The sequence below is a fragment of the Micromonospora sp. NPDC048843 genome (assembly GCF_040649965.1).
Classification (GTDB): Bacteria; Actinomycetota; Actinomycetes; order Mycobacteriales; family Micromonosporaceae; genus Micromonospora; species Micromonospora hortensis.
The window spans coordinates 14,864-29,908 of sequence record NZ_JBEZGJ010000090.1; the positions used below are offsets into that span (position 1 = coordinate 14,864).

General features: G+C 72.0%; 14 protein-coding genes. 6 read left to right on the forward strand and 8 right to left on the reverse strand.

Annotated elements, in window-relative coordinates; translation table 11 throughout:
• Positions 1-2: 2 nt before the first annotated feature.
• Positions 3-932 carry an SDR family NAD(P)-dependent oxidoreductase gene (locus tag AB0C20_RS21015; RefSeq protein WP_357568568.1) on the forward strand — a complete coding sequence of 310 codons (930 nt, stop codon included), beginning with the start codon at positions 3-5 and terminating at the stop codon, positions 930-932.
• Between the two features lie 74 nt (positions 933-1,006).
• Here AB0C20_RS21015 and AB0C20_RS21020 read toward each other — a convergent pair whose 3' ends face one another.
• Positions 1,007-1,567, reverse strand: coding sequence for an NAD(P)H-dependent oxidoreductase (locus tag AB0C20_RS21020; RefSeq protein ID WP_357180627.1), 561 nt, complete (start codon positions 1,565-1,567; stop codon positions 1,007-1,009).
• Positions 1,568-1,704: 137 nt separating this feature from the next.
• On the opposite strand from AB0C20_RS21020, the gene AB0C20_RS21025 reads away from it, so the two are divergent.
• Positions 1,705-2,178: a MarR family transcriptional regulator gene (locus AB0C20_RS21025; protein ID WP_357180624.1), complete on the forward strand. Its 474-nt coding sequence runs from the start codon at positions 1,705-1,707 to the stop codon at positions 2,176-2,178.
• Between the two features lie 33 nt (positions 2,179-2,211).
• Here AB0C20_RS21025 and AB0C20_RS21030 read toward each other — a convergent pair whose 3' ends face one another.
• The 7 genes from AB0C20_RS21030 to AB0C20_RS21060 all read right to left on the reverse strand — a co-directional run bounded on the left by AB0C20_RS21030 (position 2,212) and on the right by AB0C20_RS21060 (position 10,082).
• Positions 2,212-2,712, reverse strand: a complete 501-nt coding sequence (locus AB0C20_RS21030; protein ID WP_357180621.1) for an anthrone oxygenase family protein — start codon at positions 2,710-2,712, stop codon at positions 2,212-2,214.
• 48 nt (positions 2,713-2,760) lie between these two features.
• A complete protein-coding gene (locus AB0C20_RS21035; RefSeq protein WP_357180617.1) occupies positions 2,761-4,608 on the reverse strand; it encodes an IucA/IucC family siderophore biosynthesis protein in 1,848 nt (615 codons plus the stop codon).
• Entirely contained in the window at positions 4,605-5,213 is a 609-nt protein-coding gene (locus AB0C20_RS21040; protein WP_357180614.1) for a GNAT family N-acetyltransferase, read from the reverse strand. The genes AB0C20_RS21035 and AB0C20_RS21040 overlap by 4 nt, the downstream gene beginning before the upstream one ends.
• Positions 5,210-6,487, reverse strand: a complete 1,278-nt coding sequence (locus tag AB0C20_RS21045; RefSeq protein ID WP_357180737.1) for a SidA/IucD/PvdA family monooxygenase — start codon at positions 6,485-6,487, stop codon at positions 5,210-5,212. The genes AB0C20_RS21040 and AB0C20_RS21045 overlap by 4 nt, the downstream gene beginning before the upstream one ends.
• 61 nt (positions 6,488-6,548) lie before the next feature.
• Positions 6,549-8,087: an aspartate aminotransferase family protein gene (locus AB0C20_RS21050; protein WP_357180611.1), complete on the reverse strand. Its 1,539-nt coding sequence runs from the start codon at positions 8,085-8,087 to the stop codon at positions 6,549-6,551.
• Positions 8,088-8,185: 98 nt separating this feature from the next.
• On the reverse strand, positions 8,186-9,046 hold the full coding sequence (locus tag AB0C20_RS21055) for a siderophore-interacting protein (protein WP_357180608.1): 861 nt from the start codon (positions 9,044-9,046) through the stop codon (positions 8,186-8,188).
• Between the two features lie 4 nt (positions 9,047-9,050).
• Positions 9,051-10,082 (reverse strand): ABC transporter substrate-binding protein, encoded by a 1,032-nt coding sequence (locus AB0C20_RS21060; protein WP_357180605.1) that lies wholly within the window; start codon positions 10,080-10,082, stop codon positions 9,051-9,053.
• A 235-nt stretch (positions 10,083-10,317) separates the two neighbouring features.
• On the opposite strand from AB0C20_RS21060, the gene AB0C20_RS21065 reads away from it, so the two are divergent.
• The 4 genes from AB0C20_RS21065 to AB0C20_RS21080 all read left to right on the forward strand — a co-directional run.
• The gene (locus tag AB0C20_RS21065; RefSeq protein WP_357180734.1) at positions 10,318-11,268 is read left to right on the forward strand and encodes an iron chelate uptake ABC transporter family permease subunit; all 951 of its coding nucleotides are present in this window, start codon (positions 10,318-10,320) and stop codon (positions 11,266-11,268) included.
• Positions 11,265-12,290, forward strand: a complete 1,026-nt coding sequence (locus AB0C20_RS21070; protein WP_357180602.1) for an iron chelate uptake ABC transporter family permease subunit — start codon at positions 11,265-11,267, stop codon at positions 12,288-12,290. Before AB0C20_RS21065 ends, AB0C20_RS21070 begins: the two co-directional genes overlap by 4 nt.
• Before the next feature lie 29 nt (positions 12,291-12,319).
• On the forward strand, positions 12,320-13,144 hold the full coding sequence (locus AB0C20_RS21075) for an ABC transporter ATP-binding protein (RefSeq protein ID WP_357568569.1): 825 nt from the start codon (positions 12,320-12,322) through the stop codon (positions 13,142-13,144).
• Positions 13,141-15,045: penicillin acylase family protein (locus tag AB0C20_RS21080; protein WP_357568570.1), on the forward strand; the 1,905-nt coding region annotated here is incomplete at its 3' end. The genes AB0C20_RS21075 and AB0C20_RS21080, both read left to right, overlap by 4 nt.

Genomic DNA, 15,045 nt, shown 5'->3' on the forward strand with positions numbered 1-15,045 from the left:
TCATGTCGGAACCACGCGCGTTCGACGCTCAATCCACCGCCGCCGACGTCGTGGCCGGTGTCGACCTGACCGGGCGACGCGCCGTCGTCACCGGCGCCTCGTCGGGCATCGGGGTGGAGACCGCCCGGGCGCTCGCCATGGCGGGCGCCGAGGTGACAGTGGCGGTACGGGACGTGGGGGCCGGAGAACGGACCGCGCGGGAGATCGGCGCCGGAACCGCGAACGGGCTGATCCGGGTAGCGCCGTTGGACCTGTCCGACAAGCGGTCGGTCGCCGCGTTCGTGGCCGCCTGGGACGGGCCCCTGCACATCCTGGTCAACAACGCCGGGGTGTCGGCGACCCCGGAGATGCGCACCGCGGAGGGGTGGGAGTTGCAGTTGGCCACCAACCACCTCGGCCACTTCGCGCTCGCCAACGGGCTGCACCGGGCACTCGCCGAGACCGGTCGGGCCCGCGTGGTGTCGCTGAGTTCCATCGCCCACGTTCAGGCCCCGATGGTCTTCGAGGACGTCAACTTCCGGGAACGCCAGTATGACCGTCTGCTCGCCTACGGCGAGTCGAAGACCGCCACCGCGCTGTTCGCGGTCGAGGCGAACCGGCGCTGGGCCGGCGACGGCATCACCGTCAACGTGGCCAACCCGGGTGCGGTCGCCACCAACCTGGGACGGCACCTCACCGAGGAGGACTACGCGCAGCTTCCGGCGTTCGACTTCAAGACTCCGCAGCAGGGGGCCGCGACCTCGGTGCTGCTCGCCGCGGGACCACAGCTGAAGGGCATCGGCGGCCGGTACTTCGAGGACTGTGAGCAGGCGGTGCGCCACGACCCGGCGGACCCGCTGCGCGGCGTCGCCGACCACGCGATCGACCCTGCGGCGGCGGCGCGGCTGTGGCAGCTCTCGCTGGATCTGCTCGCCGGCGCTCAGCGCGCCTGACGAGCACAGCGGGCCTCAACGCCCGGAAACGGCCGTGGGATCCCCCACGGCCGTTTCCGACAGGCGCGAGACGCTCAGCCCTTGCGCAGCGGGGCGAGCGCGCTGCTCCAGGCGACCACCTGGTCGAGCGTGGCGGTCAGCGAGTCCTGGTGGAACTGGTTGGGCTTGAAGACGCTGAAGTTCTCGAAGTCGGTGAAGAGCGACAGCGCGACCTGCGAACGCACGTCGGCCATCTGGAGCTCACCGGAGATCAGACGCAGGTGCTCCACGGCGCGCGTCCCACCGACCGAGCCGTAGCTGACGAAGCCGACGGCCTTGTTGTTCCACTCGGCGTAGAGGAAGTCGATGGCGTTCTTCAGGGCACCCGAGGTCGAGTGGTTGTACTCGGGGGTGACGATGACGAACCCGTCGAACGAGGCGATGGTCTCGGCCCACCGCTTGGTGTGCGGCTGGGTGTACTGGCCCATCGAGGGCGGGTACGCCTCGTCGAGGTGCGGCAGCTGGTAGTCGAGCAGGTCGATCAGCTCGTACTCCGCGTCGGAGCGCTGCTTGGCGATCTCGAGCACCCAGCGGGCGACGGCCTCGCCGTTACGCCCCGGGCGGGTGCTTCCGAGGATGATCCCGATCCTGGTCATGTGTGGCGCCTTTCAGAGGTCCTTGCCTGACGACCGGAACGCTAACCGGTGCTTGATTGGTCAAGCAAATATGCGGCCTATGGGCGTGATCACACGGAGGGTGAGCACTTGCTCAGTCAAACAAGTATGATAAGAGGATGTCCAACCCCTCCGCAGCGACTCCGCAACCCCTCACACCAGACGAGGAAGCCCTGGTCCGTGCCCTGGGCCAGGTGATGCACGTCCTACCCCGCGCTATCGACGCGGACATGGTTGGTGACCGTCAGCTACCACTCACCGAGTACACCGCGCTGATGAACCTCTCCGAGACACCGGAGCGGCGGATGCGCATGAACGAGCTCGCAGCGCTCTGCCACCTCTCGCTGAGCGGCATGACCCGCACGATCATCCGGCTGGAGACGCAGGGCCTGGTCCGGCGCGAGCGGTGCGAGGAGGACGCGCGCGGCTGGAACGCCGTCCTCACCGAAGCGGGCTACGCCCGCCTGGAGGAATCCTGGCCCAGTCACCTGGCCGCCGTACGCCGCCGGTTCCTCCAGCACTTCGAGGGCTTCGACCTCGCCCAGTTGGCCGGCGCGTTCCAACGCGCCGGCACGGCAGAGCCGACCGACTGAGCCAACGCCGCCGAGTCGGTCGCCCATCCGGCCTCAGCCGAGCAGCCGGCCCTCTGCCACCAGCGCCCACGCCAGCAACCCGAAGGCGCCGGCCGACGCGACGGCGCGGACCACGTTGCCGCGTACCCAGGTGACCTCGAAGCGCGCCCGCAGCGCCGCGAGGTCGGTGGCGTCGTCGACGTCGCCGGCGCCGGCCAGCAGGTTGTTGAGCGGCACGTTGACCACGGCGGTGACGCCGAGCACCACCACGTACAGCAGCAGCCCGGCGACGATCCACGGCAGCACCGCCCGACGCTCGGCCTCCAGGTGCAGCGCCGCCGCCAGCAGCGTGAACAGCAGCGCGCCCCCGAAGCACACGGCGAACCACAGGTTCAGGATCGACTCGTTGATCCGCCGCATGGCGAGCACCAGCGTCCGGTCGTCGGTGCGGGCCAGACCCGGCATGACCGCGTACGCGAAGGCGGCGAACAGCCCGGCGGTCAGGCCGGTGGTCATTGTGGCGGCGAACAGGCTGGCGGTACTCAGAGCTCCCATCCGCCTATTGCACCCGTTGGCGTGCGCGCCGACCAAATGCCATACCGGTCACCGGGCCGGAGCGTGGGCGGCGAGCGGGTTGGTGAGGGTGCCGACGAACTGGAGCGCCGCCGACGGGTCGGCCAGGTCGATCATCTGCTGGTTGTTGCGCAGTTGCAGCCGGTTGAGGCAGGACAGCGTGAACTCCGGGGCGAACAGGTCGTAGTGGCGGACCCGCTCGGCCAGGTGGGGCACCCGGTCGAAGTAGTCGGCGGCACAGGCCGCGACGGTGCGCCAGAAGTCGTCCTCGGCGAGCACACCGGCCTCGACCAGGACCGCGTTGAGGTGCCGCAGGAAGCAGTCCACCACGTCGGTGAAGATGCTCAGCAGCTTGGTGTCGTCGGGCACCTCGACGCGGACCCGCTCCACCGCCGCCGGCAGCTCGACAGTGTCGCTCATCACCGCGATCTCCTCGGCGATGTCCTTGAAGATCACCCGCTGCACGGTGTCCTGCTCGTCGAGGACCAGGATCACGTTCTCGCCGTGCGGCATGAAGGCCAGGTCGTGGGCGTAGAAGCTGTGCAGCAGCGGGGTCAGGTAGGCGTCCAGGTAGCGACGCAGCCACACCTCGGGCGCCAGACCGGACCGGGCGATCAACGCCGCCGCCAGTGAGCCGCCCTCGTCGTCGACGTGCAGCAGCGCGGCCATGGTGGACAGTCGCTGCCCCGGTGCCAGCTCGGGCACCGGGCTCTCCCGCCACAGGGCGGCAAGCATCTTGCGGTACGGGGAGGTGCGCTCGGTGGCCGCCTCGTACTGCCGGTGCCGGTAACCCACAGCGGCCCGCTCCCGGATGACGGTCAGGCCGGTGCCGGTCAGCACCTCGTCGGCGGCGATCAGGTCGGCCAGCCAGTCGTTGATCGCCGGGGTGGCCTCCATGTAGGCGGCCGACAACCCCCGCATGAAGCCCATGTTCAGCACCGACAGCGCGGTCTTGACGTAGTGCCGACCCGGCTCGCTGACGTTGAAGAAGGTGCGGATGGACTGCTGGGCGAGGTACACGTCCGGCCCGGGGCCGAGGTGCACCAGCCGCCGCTCGGCCAGCTCCCCGGCGAAGGTGACCGCCAGCTTGTTCCACCACTGCCACGGGTGCGCCGGGATCAGGTGGTAGTCGGCGAGGTCCAGCCCGAGATCGGCCATCGTGGCCGCGAACCGGGCCCGGGTCTCGGCGTCCAGCTCGCTCTCGATCAGCGTGTCGTAGTCGAGGTCGGCGGCGCTGCTGAACGTCGAGTGGTCCCGGTGCGCGGCCAGCCACTCCAGCCGCACCGGCGCGGCCGCCTCCGGGGCGTACCGGTGGTACTCGTCGACGCCGAAGCCGAGCCGGCCGTTGTTCGCCACGAAGCAGGGGTGGCCCTCGGTCATCGAGGTCTCGATGGTCTGGAAGTCCGCCTCGGCCAGCTCGGCGGCGCTCGGCGCGGCCTGGGCCAGCTTGTACGCAGTACCCGCCAGCGTCGAGGTGATCTCCTCCAGGTAGACCGGGAGCACCCGCGCGGAGAGCCCGAGGGTGTCGCGCAGTTCGACGATGAGGTCCACCGCGTCCGGGGCCAGCGAGGTGCCGTCACGGTGTCGGGTGATGCTGTCCGCGTCGATCTGCCAGTGCGCCAGGGCGAGCACCCGCGCCGCGAACCGGTAGGTGACAGTGCCGTCGTCGCTGCGGATCTCGTACCACTGCCGGTCGTCGGGGCCGGCCACGGCCTCCGGGCTGAGCAGCCGCTCGTGCGTGAACTCGGCGAGCGCCTTGCGGACCAGCAGCCGGTTGGCCCGGGCCCAGCGCTGCGGGGTGAGGTGCCCGACCGGGTCGCCGGAGGCGTTGTGCGCGGTGGCGACTGGCGGGTGGGTGGGGACGGCGGTGGTGGTCACGCCGGGGCTCCTTCGGTTCGGGTGGCAGCGGCGCGGTCGGCGGTGGCGCTGTCGGCAGCGGCCTGGAACTGGGCTCGGGTGCAGACGCTGAGCAGCGCGTCCTTCTCGGGCTTGGCGATCGGGCCGACGACGGTGAAGCCGACGGCGGCGTTCAGCGCGTGCACTGCGGTGTTGTGCACGTCCGGTTCGACGACCACCCGTCGGGTCGTCGGGTCGTCGAAGAGCCACGCCATGACGGTGCCGATCACCGCCCTGGTGAAGCCGTGCACCGGCGCGTCGACCGGCGCGCAGAGGAAGTGCATGCCCACATCACCGGGCTGGTGGTCGTACAGGCCGACCAGCTCGACGTGGGCCGGGTCGTAGCACTCCGCGAGGAAGGCGGGAGTCCCCCGCCACAGGCCGAGGTACGCGTCGTGGTGCGGGTGCTCGGCGATGCGCCGGTACTCCTCGGTGACCTGGGCCAGGTCGGCGTCCTGCATCATCCAGAACGCCGCCTTCGGGTGGGTCACCCAGGCGTGCAGCAGCGCCGCGTCGGCGTCCGGATCGAGCGGCCGCAGCGCGAACTCACCGAGCCCCTCGTCGACCCGGGTGAAGACGGTGGTCACGACGACACCCCGAACTCCTGGAAGGTGATGCTCTTCTCGATCGGGTAGTGCTCCCGGCCGAGCAGCTCGCTGATGATCCAGGAGTTGCGGTAGGCGCCCATGCCCAGGTCCGGTGAGGTGATGCTGTGCGTGTGGGTGCCCGCGTTCTGCAGGAAGATGCCCCGACCGCTGTGGTCGATGCTGTAGTTGCGGGCCACGTCGAAGCGGCCGTGCGCGTCCCAGCGGATCCGGTCCGATACCGGCGCGAGGAACTCCGGCACCCGGTAGTGGTAGCCGGTGGCCAGCACCAACCCCTCGGTACGCAGGGCGAAGTCGCGTTCCTGCTCCACCTGACGCAACCCCAGCGTGTACTGCCCGTCCTGGTGCTCGGCGCTGACCAGCTCGGTGTTGGTGAGTAGGCGGGTGTTCACCGGCCCGTCCACGCTGTGCGCGTAGAGCAGGTCGAAGATGTCGTTGATCAGGTCGGCGTTGATCCCCTTGAACAGGCCCTTCTGCTCGGACTCCAGCCGGTAGCGGGTCGCCTCGGGCAGCGCGTGGAAGTAGTCCACGTAGTCCGGTGAGGTCATCTCCAGCGTCAGCTTGGTGTATTCGAGCGGGAAGAACCGCGGCGACCGGGTCACCCAGTTGAGCTGGTAGCCGTACCGGTCGATGTCGCCGAGCAGGTCGTGGTAGATCTCGGCGGCGCTCTGCCCACTGCCCACCACTGTGATGCTGCGCTTGGTACGAAGCGCGGTGCGGTGCTCCAGGTAGTGGGAGTTGTGCACGGCGCCGCCGGGCAGGTCGGCCACGGCCGGGGGCAGGTGTGGCGGGGTGCCGGTGCCGAGCACCAGGTGCCGGGCCCGGTACTCCACGGTCTCGCCCTCGCCGGTGCTGGCCCGCACCACGTACCGCTCGTCGGCGGCGTCGTACTCCACAGTGGTCACGCTCTGACCGAAGCGCAGGTTCGGCAGTTTCGCCGCCGCCCACCGGCAGTACGCGTCGTACTCGCTGCGCAGCGGGTAGAAACTCTCCCGGATGTAGAACGGGTAGAGGCGGCCGATCTCCTTGAGGTAGTTGAGGAAGGAGTACGGCGACGTCGGGTCGGCGAGGCTGACCAGGTCGGCGATGAACGGAGTCTGCAACCGGGCCGACTCCAGCAGCATGCCGGGGTGCCAGGCGAGGCTCGGCCGGGCCTCCAGGAACACCCCGTCGATTTCGTCGATCGGCGCGGTGAGGCAGGCCAGGCCCAGGTTGTACGGGCCCAACCCGATGGCGATGAAGTCGTGGGTGGACATCGAGGTCTCCAGGCGCGGGTTCGTGGTCACGGCGTCAGCCGACGGGGCAGGTTCACCGGCATCAGCCGACGGGGCAGGTCAGGTCGACGGCGACGTGGTCGTGCACGTACTGGCCGGCGTGGGTGGCGATCAGGTCGAGCACGTACCCGACGTCGTCGACTGTGGTTTCCGGATTGAGCAGTGTGAACTTCAGGAAGTGCCGGCCGTCCACACGGGTCCCGGCGACCACGGCGAGACCGGACGCCGCGAGGGCCTCCCGGGCGTGCAGGTTGGCGGCGTCGGCCAACTCCCGGCCGGGGCCGGTGGGCAGGTAGCGGAACACCACGGTACTCAACTCCGAGCGGGTCACCACCTCGAAGCGCGGGTCCTCGCTGACCAGTCGCCAGGCGTCGGCGGCCCGGTCGACCACCTCGTCGAAGAGCCCGCCGAGCGCGTCCGGGCCCATCACCCGCAGGGTGAGCCAGAGCTTCAGCGCGTCGAAGCGGCGGGTGGTCTGCATGCTCTTGTCGACCTGGTTGGGGATGCGCTGCTCCACCATCCGGGCCGGGTTGAGGTAGTCGGCGTGGTAGGTGACGTGTCGCAGCGTCCGCCGGTCGCGGACCAGCAGCGCGCTGGAGCTGACCGGCTGGAAGAACGACTTGTGGAAGTCGACGGTCACCGAGTCGGCCCGCTCGATGCCGTCGAGCAGGTGCCGGCGCGTCGGCGAGACGAGCAGACCGCAGCCGTACGCGGCGTCCACGTGCAGCCACACGCCGGCTGCCGCGCAGATCCCGGCCAGGTCGGTGAGCGGGTCGATCGAGCCGAAGTCGGTGGTACCGGCGGTGCCGACGACGGCCATCACCACCAGCCCGGCCTGCCGGCACCGGGCGATCTCCTCGCGGACGGCCGCCGCGCTGATCCGTCGGCGGGTGTCGGTGGCCACCGCGATCACCGCGTCCGGGGCGAGGCCGAGCAGCTTGGCCGACTTCTGCACGCTGAAGTGACCGGCGGCGGAGGTGAGCACGCGCAACCGAGGCAACAGTTCGGCGCGCTCCGCCGGGCCGATGGCGTCGGCGCACGCCTCCTCCCGGGCCAGCAGCAGCGCCTGAAGGTTTGACTGGCTGCCGCCGCTGGTGAAGATGCCGTCGGCGAGAGGGCCGAGGCCGATCCGCTCCGCCGTCCAGTCGATCAGCCGGCGCTCGATGAGGGTGGCCCCGGCGCTCTGGTCCCAGGTGTCCAGCGAGGAGTTCACGGCGGTGAGCACCGCCTCACCGAGCAGGGCCGGAATGGCCACCGGGCAGTTGAGGTGGGCCAGGTAGCGGGGGTGGTGGAACCAGACGGCGTCGCGCAGGTAGACGTTCTCCAGCTCGTCCAGTGCGGCGCCGGCGTCGCCCAGCGGACGGTCCAGGTCCACCCGGTCGACAAGGGGGGCCAGCTCGGCCGGCGTGATTCCGGTGCCGGGACGGTCCACTGTCGCCACCCGACGGGCGACCCGGTCGACGCCGTCGGCGATCGTCCGGCGGTACTGCTCGACCGAGCCGCCATGCAGCAGCTGGGCCCGCGCGGCGGTTGACGCCGGTGGCGGCGTGGTGGTCTCGACGGGGTACGTCGGCACGGTCACGGAATGTCCTTCCACGTTCTCGACGAGGGGCAGCCGAAACCCTCCCCGGCGCGGCGGTGCGCCTCGGGGCAGTGCTGCCGATCGGTTGGGGTCGTCAGTCAGGCGGTGACGCCGGCAAGCGCCTCGGCACGCAGGTCCTCTTCGGACAGTCCGCGTCGCCAGTAGCCGGCGAAGGTCACCCTCCGGCGGTCGAAGCCGCGCTCGTCGACGAGGTGCCGCCGTAGCGCCCGCACCGCGCCGGACTCACCGGCGATCCAGGCGTACGGGGTGCCGCCGGTGGAAAGCCGGGCGGCGCGAACGGAGCTGACCAGCAGGTCACTGCCGGGCGGTGTGCTGCCCCGCACGATCCACCTGATCTCGGCGTCGGCCTCGGTGGGCAGGTCGGTGATGTCCGCGGCGTCGGGCACCTCGATCCAGGCGCGGACCCGGGTGCCGGCGGGCAGCCAGGCCAGGATGCCCTCGGTGGCCGGCAGCGCGGTCTCGTCGGCGGCGAGCAGCACGAGGTCCGTGCCGTCCGGCGGGCGGAAGCAGACGCTGCGGTTGTCGGGCACCGCCGGGCCGAGCAGCAGCACCCGGTCTCCGGGGCCGGCCAGGACCGCCCAGCGGGAGGCGGGGCCGGTGTCGCCGTGGCTGACGAAGTCGATGTCGATCTCCGTGTCGGCCGGGCGGTGTTCCCGGATGGTGTACGAGCGCAGCACCGCGCGGACGTCCGCTGGCAGTGCTCGCCACCCGCCGAACCAGTCCTCGCCCTGCTCGACCGGAACCACCGGGGCGTGCTGCCCGGGGTGCGGCAGGAACAGCGAGACGCTCTGGTCCCGGCCGCCGCCGGCGAAGTCGGCCAACTCCGCGCCACCGAAGGTGACCCGGATCAGCGAGGCGCCGACCCGGTGGGCCCGGACGACGTGCGCGGCGTAGAAGCGGTACTGCGAGGTGATCGGTGCGGCGGCGCTCGTACTCATGGCGTCAGCTGACCTTCTTCGCGTTCCGGATGGCGGTGGCGAGGTTCTCCAGCAGCGGCGCGGAACCGGCGTACGAGAAGCGGGGTACCGCGTCCCACGGGCTCACCTGGTTGGCAGTGACCGCCGGCAGTTGCTGCCAGGTCGGCTTGGCGGTGAGGTCCTTGGCCTGCAGGGCGGTGCTGCGGTTGTCCAGCAGGATCAGGTCGGCCGGGAACTTGCCGGCGCTCTCCCAGCTCAGCGCCTCGAAGTAGTCGCCGGCTTCGAGCTTGGTGGGGACCACGATGTCGACGCCCAACTCGGCGAAGTACATCAGGTCGGTGCTGACCTTCGGGTTGGAGACGTAGAAGAGGTCGGGGCTGCCGGAGCAGGCCATCACCTTGATCCCGGGGTTGGCCTTGACCGCCTGCCGGACCGCCTCGGCGGCGGCGTCGAAGCGGGCCTTCCCGTCGGTGACCTTCTTCGCGGACAGGTCCGCGCCGAGCGACTCGGCCAACGCCGCGTACCGCTCGATGGGCTTGGTCATCGGCACCCGGGCGGTGGTGATCGCCACACTGGGCGCCAGCGGGAGGATCTTGGCCTTGCTCTCGTCCGGCACGTACCAGAGCGCGTCCGGGTCGTACATGTGGGTGACCAGCAGTTCGGGGCGCAGCGCCGCGTACTTCTCAAGGCTGAACTCGCCCCACACGTTGCCGAGGATCTCGACGCCCTCGACGTTCAGGTCGCCGGCCTGCGGCTCGGCCGTGCCGTCGGCGCGCTTGGTCTCACCGAACACGCCCACGAGCTGCTTGTCGAGACCGAAATCGATCAGGGCCGCCGCCACACCGGTGAAGGCCACCACGCGAGCCGGACGGGCCGCCGCCTCGACCTTCGTGCCGCGATCGTCGGTGAACGACCAGGGACCACTTCCGTTGCCGGCGGCGGGTTTCGCGGCGTCGTCCTTGCCACAGGCGGCGAGCAGGGTGGCCAGCGTGGCAGCGCCACCGGCGGCCAGCAGGCCACGGCGGGAGAGGCGGCGGGCGGACAGGGCATCGGGCATGGTGTTGTCTTTCGATCAAGGGTTGGCCGGGGTCGACCAGGGCAGCGGGGTTAGGTTAGCCTAACCTCGGTCATTGTCAACAGCGGTACGTCGTGTCGCCACCACCCCGGAGCCCACACTGGACGCCACACCCACCGTCACCCGACCGGCACCACCAGTGCCGGTCAGGCAAACGGCCGCACCCCCGAGCCGGCGTGGCCGTCGGGCGGCCCGCGCCGCCGGCCTGGTCACCGCCGTGGCACTGCTCGCGGTGATCGTGGTGCTCAGCATCGCGGTCGGCGCGAAGGCCATGCCGCTCGCCGACGTCTGGTCCGGGTTGCTGCACCGTGACGCCACCGAGTACGCGGTGGTGCACCGGATGCGCCTGCCCCGCACCCTGCTCGGGCTGCTCGCCGGCACCGCCCTCGGTGTGGCGGGCGCTGTCATGCAGGCCCTCACCCGCAACCCACTCGCCGACCCCGGGCTGCTCGGTATCAACGCCGGCGCGTCCGCGGCCGTCGCCACCGCCGCCGCGTTCCTGGGCGTCACCGCCGTCGGCGGGTACGTCTGGTTCGCGCTGCTCGGCGCGGCGGCGGTGACCGCGCTCGTCTACGCCGTCGGCGGCGGACGCGGCGCCACCCCGGCCCGCCTCGCGCTGGCCGGCGCGGCGCTCAACGCCACCCTCTACTCCTACGTGAGCGCGGTGATGCTGCTGGACACCGCGTCGCTGGAGCGACTGCGCTTCTGGACGGTCGGCTCGCTGGCCAGCGCGGACTCCGCAACAGTCACCCGGGTGCTGCCGTTCATCCTCATCGGGCTGCTGGTCGCGCTCGGTGCGGCTCGTCCGCTGAACGCGCTGGCGCTCGGCGACGACGCGGCGCGAGCCCTCGGCGCTCGACCCGCGCTGATCCGCGCCGCCGTGATCGTCGCCGTCACCCTGCTCTGCGGCGCGGCGACCGCCGCGTGCGGGCCGATCGTCTTCGTCGGGCTCCTCGTGCCGCACCTGGTCCGCGCCCTGACCGGCCCGGACCTGCGCTGGCTGCTGCCGTACTGCGCGGTGCTCGCACCCGCGTTGCTACTCGGCGCCGACGTGCTCGGCCGGGTGCTGGGCCGCCCCGGAGAACTCCAGGTCGGCATGGTGACCGCGGTGCTGGGCGGCCCGCTCTTCCTGTGGCTGGTCACGCGCCGACCGGTGGCGCAACCGTGAGCGTTCTGCGTAGTGGGGGGTTGTCGCTGCGGTTCCGGCCCCGCGCGTTGGGCGTCGGGGCCGGCGCGGCGGTGCTCGCGGCCGGGTTCGGCCTGGTGGCCCTGGGCAGTGGCGACTACCCGATGGGGCCGGCGGACGTGCTGCGCACGCTGACCGGCGGTGGCACTGTGGCGGAGCAGTTCATCGTGCTCGAGCTGCGCCTGCCCCGGCTGGTCACCGCCCTGTTGGTCGGTGCGGCGTTGGCTCTCGCCGGCACTGTGTTCCAGTCGCTGGTCCGCAACCCGTTGGGCAGCCCGGACATCCTGGGCTTCACCCAGGGCGCGTCGACCGGGGCGCTGGTGGTGGTCGTCCTCGGTGGCAGCAGCCTGGCGTTGGCCGGCGCGGCGGTCGTCGGTGGTCTCGGCACCGGTCTGCTGATCTACGCGCTCGCCTGGCGGCGTGGAGTGCACGGCTACCGGCTCATCCTGGTCGGCATCGGGGTGTCCGCGATCCTGACCGGCGTCAACGGCTACCTGCTGACCCGGGCGCCCCTGATGGAAGCCGCCCGCGCGGTCCTCTGGCTCACCGGCAGCCTGGACGGGCGAGGCTGGGCCAACGCGGGGCCGCTGCTCGCCGTCCTGGTCGTGGTGGCGCCGCTGGTGCTCGTCGGCTGCGCCCCGGCGCTGCGGATGATGGAGTTGGGCGACGACGCGGCCAGTGCCCTGGGCGTGCCGGTGCGCCGGCTGCGCCTGGTGCTGCTCGCTGCCGCCGTGCTGCTGGTCTCGTTCGCGGCGGCCGCCGCCGGGCCGGTGTCCTTCGTGGCGCTCGTCGCCCCGCACGTGGCGAAACGACTGACCCGGGCCCCGGGTCCGAACCTGCTGCCGTCGATGGCCGTCGGCGCGGCGCTGCTGGTCGGGGCCGACCTGGTGGCGCAGCGCGCGTTCGCCGGGCACCAACTCCCGGTCGGCGTGGTGACCGGCGTGATCGGCGGCGGTTACCTGGTCTGGCTGCTGGCGATGGAACGTCGGGCGGGCCGGCTGTGAACATCAGTGACGCCCTCGAAGGAGCACCCATGCGACCCGGCGATTCCCGGCTCGGCGGCACCGCGCTGACCCTCGCCTACGACCAGCGGACCATCGCCGAGAACCTGACAGTGGCGGTGCCCGACAGGTCGTTCACCGTGATCATCGGGCCGAACGCGTGCGGCAAGTCGACGCTGCTGCGCGCCCTGTCCCGGATGTTGCGCCCCAGCGCCGGTGCGGTGCTGCTGGACGGACGCGACATTCACGACCTGCCGGCGCGCACTGTGGCCCGTACGCTCGGCCTGTTGCCGCAGTCGTCGATCGCACCGGACGGCATCAGCGTCGCCGAGCTGGTCGCCCGGGGTCGCTACCCCCACCAGGGGCTGCTGCGGCAGTGGTCCCGCGAGGACGAACGGGTGGTCGGGGAGTCGATGGCCGCGACCGGGGTCGACGACCTCGCCGACCGCGCCGTGGACGAGTTGTCCGGCGGGCAGCGGCAGCGGGTCTGGATCGCCATGGCGCTGGCCCAGCAGACGCCCCTGCTGCTGCTCGACGAGCCGACCACGTACCTCGACATCGCCCACCAGATCGAAATCCTGGACCTCTGCGCCCGGTTGCACGAGGAGCAGGGCCGCACCCTTGTCGCGGTGTTGCACGACCTGAACCACGCGGCCCGCTACGCCACCCATCTGATCGCGATGCGCGACGGACGCGTGGTGGCCGCCGGGGAGCCCGCGTCGGTGGTCACCGCCGACCTGGTGGCGGAGGTGTTCGGGCTGCCCTGCCGGGTGATCGACGACCCGGAGACGGGCACTCCGCTGGTCGTCCCCGCGGCCCGACGCCGTGCCACCACAGTGGTCCCGGAGCCGGCGTGAGCGAGCACAGCGAGCAAACCAGCAACGAGCGGCGTTTCCGCGACCCGTGGGGAGTGCCGCACCTGCGGGCCGACGACCCGATCGCGCTGGCGGCGGCGCAGGGTCGGGTGACCGCGTACGACAGGGCCTGGCAGATCGAGGTGGAACGGCACCGCGCCCAAGGCACCAGCGCGGCGTTCCTCGGGCCCGACGCGCTCGGCTGGGACCGGTTCGTCCGGCAGGTCCGGCTCGACGACACCGCACGCCGCTGCCACGCGGCGCTGGACCCGGCGACCGCCGAGTGGGTGGGCGCCTACGTGGACGGCGTCAACGCCGCTCTCGCCGCCGGGGCGGCCCGGTCACCGGAGTTCGCCGCCACCGGGCTGCGCCCGGGTCGGTGGGAACCGTGGACGCCGCTCGCGGTCTGGCTGGGCCACCACATCCTGTTCGCCGGGTTCCCCGGCAAGCTCTGGCGCGAGCACGTGGCGCAGCGGCTCGGGCCGGACGCGATCGGCCTGTTCGCCACCGACGGGCCGGCCGTGGCCGGCAGCAACGGATGGCTGCTCGCCGCCGAGCGCACCGACACCGGAGCCGCGCTGCTCGCCGGTGATCCGCACCGGTTCATCGAGGATCCCGGTGTCTACCAGCAGATCCGGCTGGCCTGCCCGGAGTACGACGTGGTCGGGTTGGCGGTGCCGGGTGTGCCGGGCATCGCGCACTTCGGGCACACCGGCGGAGTGGCCTGGGCGATCACCAACGCGATGGCCGACTACCAGGACGTGTACGCGGAGCGGCTGCGCCGCGACGGCCCCCGGGTGCAGGCGCTCGGCCCGGACGGCTGGCGACCGGCGCACCGCCACGTCGAGACCATCGAGGTGGCCGGGGCCGACAGGGTCGAGGTCGAGGTGGTGGAGACCGACCGCGGCCCGGTGATCGCCGGTGGACCGGACGACGAGACAGCCGTCAGCCTGCGCTACCCGCCCCGGGTCCGGGGTGATCTCGGTTTCGCGACGCTGCCGGAGCTGCTGCGCGCCCGCACCGTGGCCGACGTGGACCACGCGCTGCGGCACTGGGTGGAGCCGGTCAACGTGGTGCAGGCGGCGGACACCGCCGGAGGGCTGTTGCACCGGGTCGCCGGGGCGGTGCCGGTGCGGCACCCGGAGAACGGCCGACGGGTGGTCCCCGGGTGGGACGCCGCCTACGCATGGCAGGGCTGGCACGCGCCGATGCCCCGTGCCGAGGTGGTCGGTCGGTCGGTGATGGCCAACGAGCGCGGTCTGGCGGCACCGCTCGGGGTGGAGTTCGCCCCACCGCACCGGGCGCGTCGCATCGCCGAGCTGCTCGACGCCCGTTCGGCGTGGACGGCCGACGAGATGGTTTCGGTGCACACCGACACGTACCTGGGCGCGGCCGGGCCGCTGCTGGCGGTGCTCGCCGAGTCGACGGGGCTCGGTCCGGCCGCCGCAGCGCTGCGGGAACGACTGCTGCGCTGGGATCGCCGGATGGCCGCGGACAGCACTGACGCGGCGGCCTACGCCATCCTGCGGGCGGCTGTCGTACGCCGGATCGCCGCCCACCCGGCGCTGGCCGAGCTGGCCGAGCTGCCCGCGTACCCCGAGGTGTTCGCGCCCTGGCTGGCGCTGACGCCGCGCGTCGGTCACGCGCTGGAGCACCTGCTCGGCGCGACGCCGCTGCCCGGTGTGGACATCGCCGCGCTGGTACGGGCGGCGGCCGAGGAGGTCGCCGACGCGGCGGCCGAGCCGGTGCCCTGGGGGGACCTGCACCGGCTGGCGGCGTGGCGGGCCCTGCCCGGCTCGGACACCGGGCTGTCACCGACCTCAAGGGTGGCCAGCGGGTCGACTTCAGCGTGGTGGACAGCCGCCGGGGCGCGCAGGCCATGGGGGTCAAGCTGCTGGACGCGC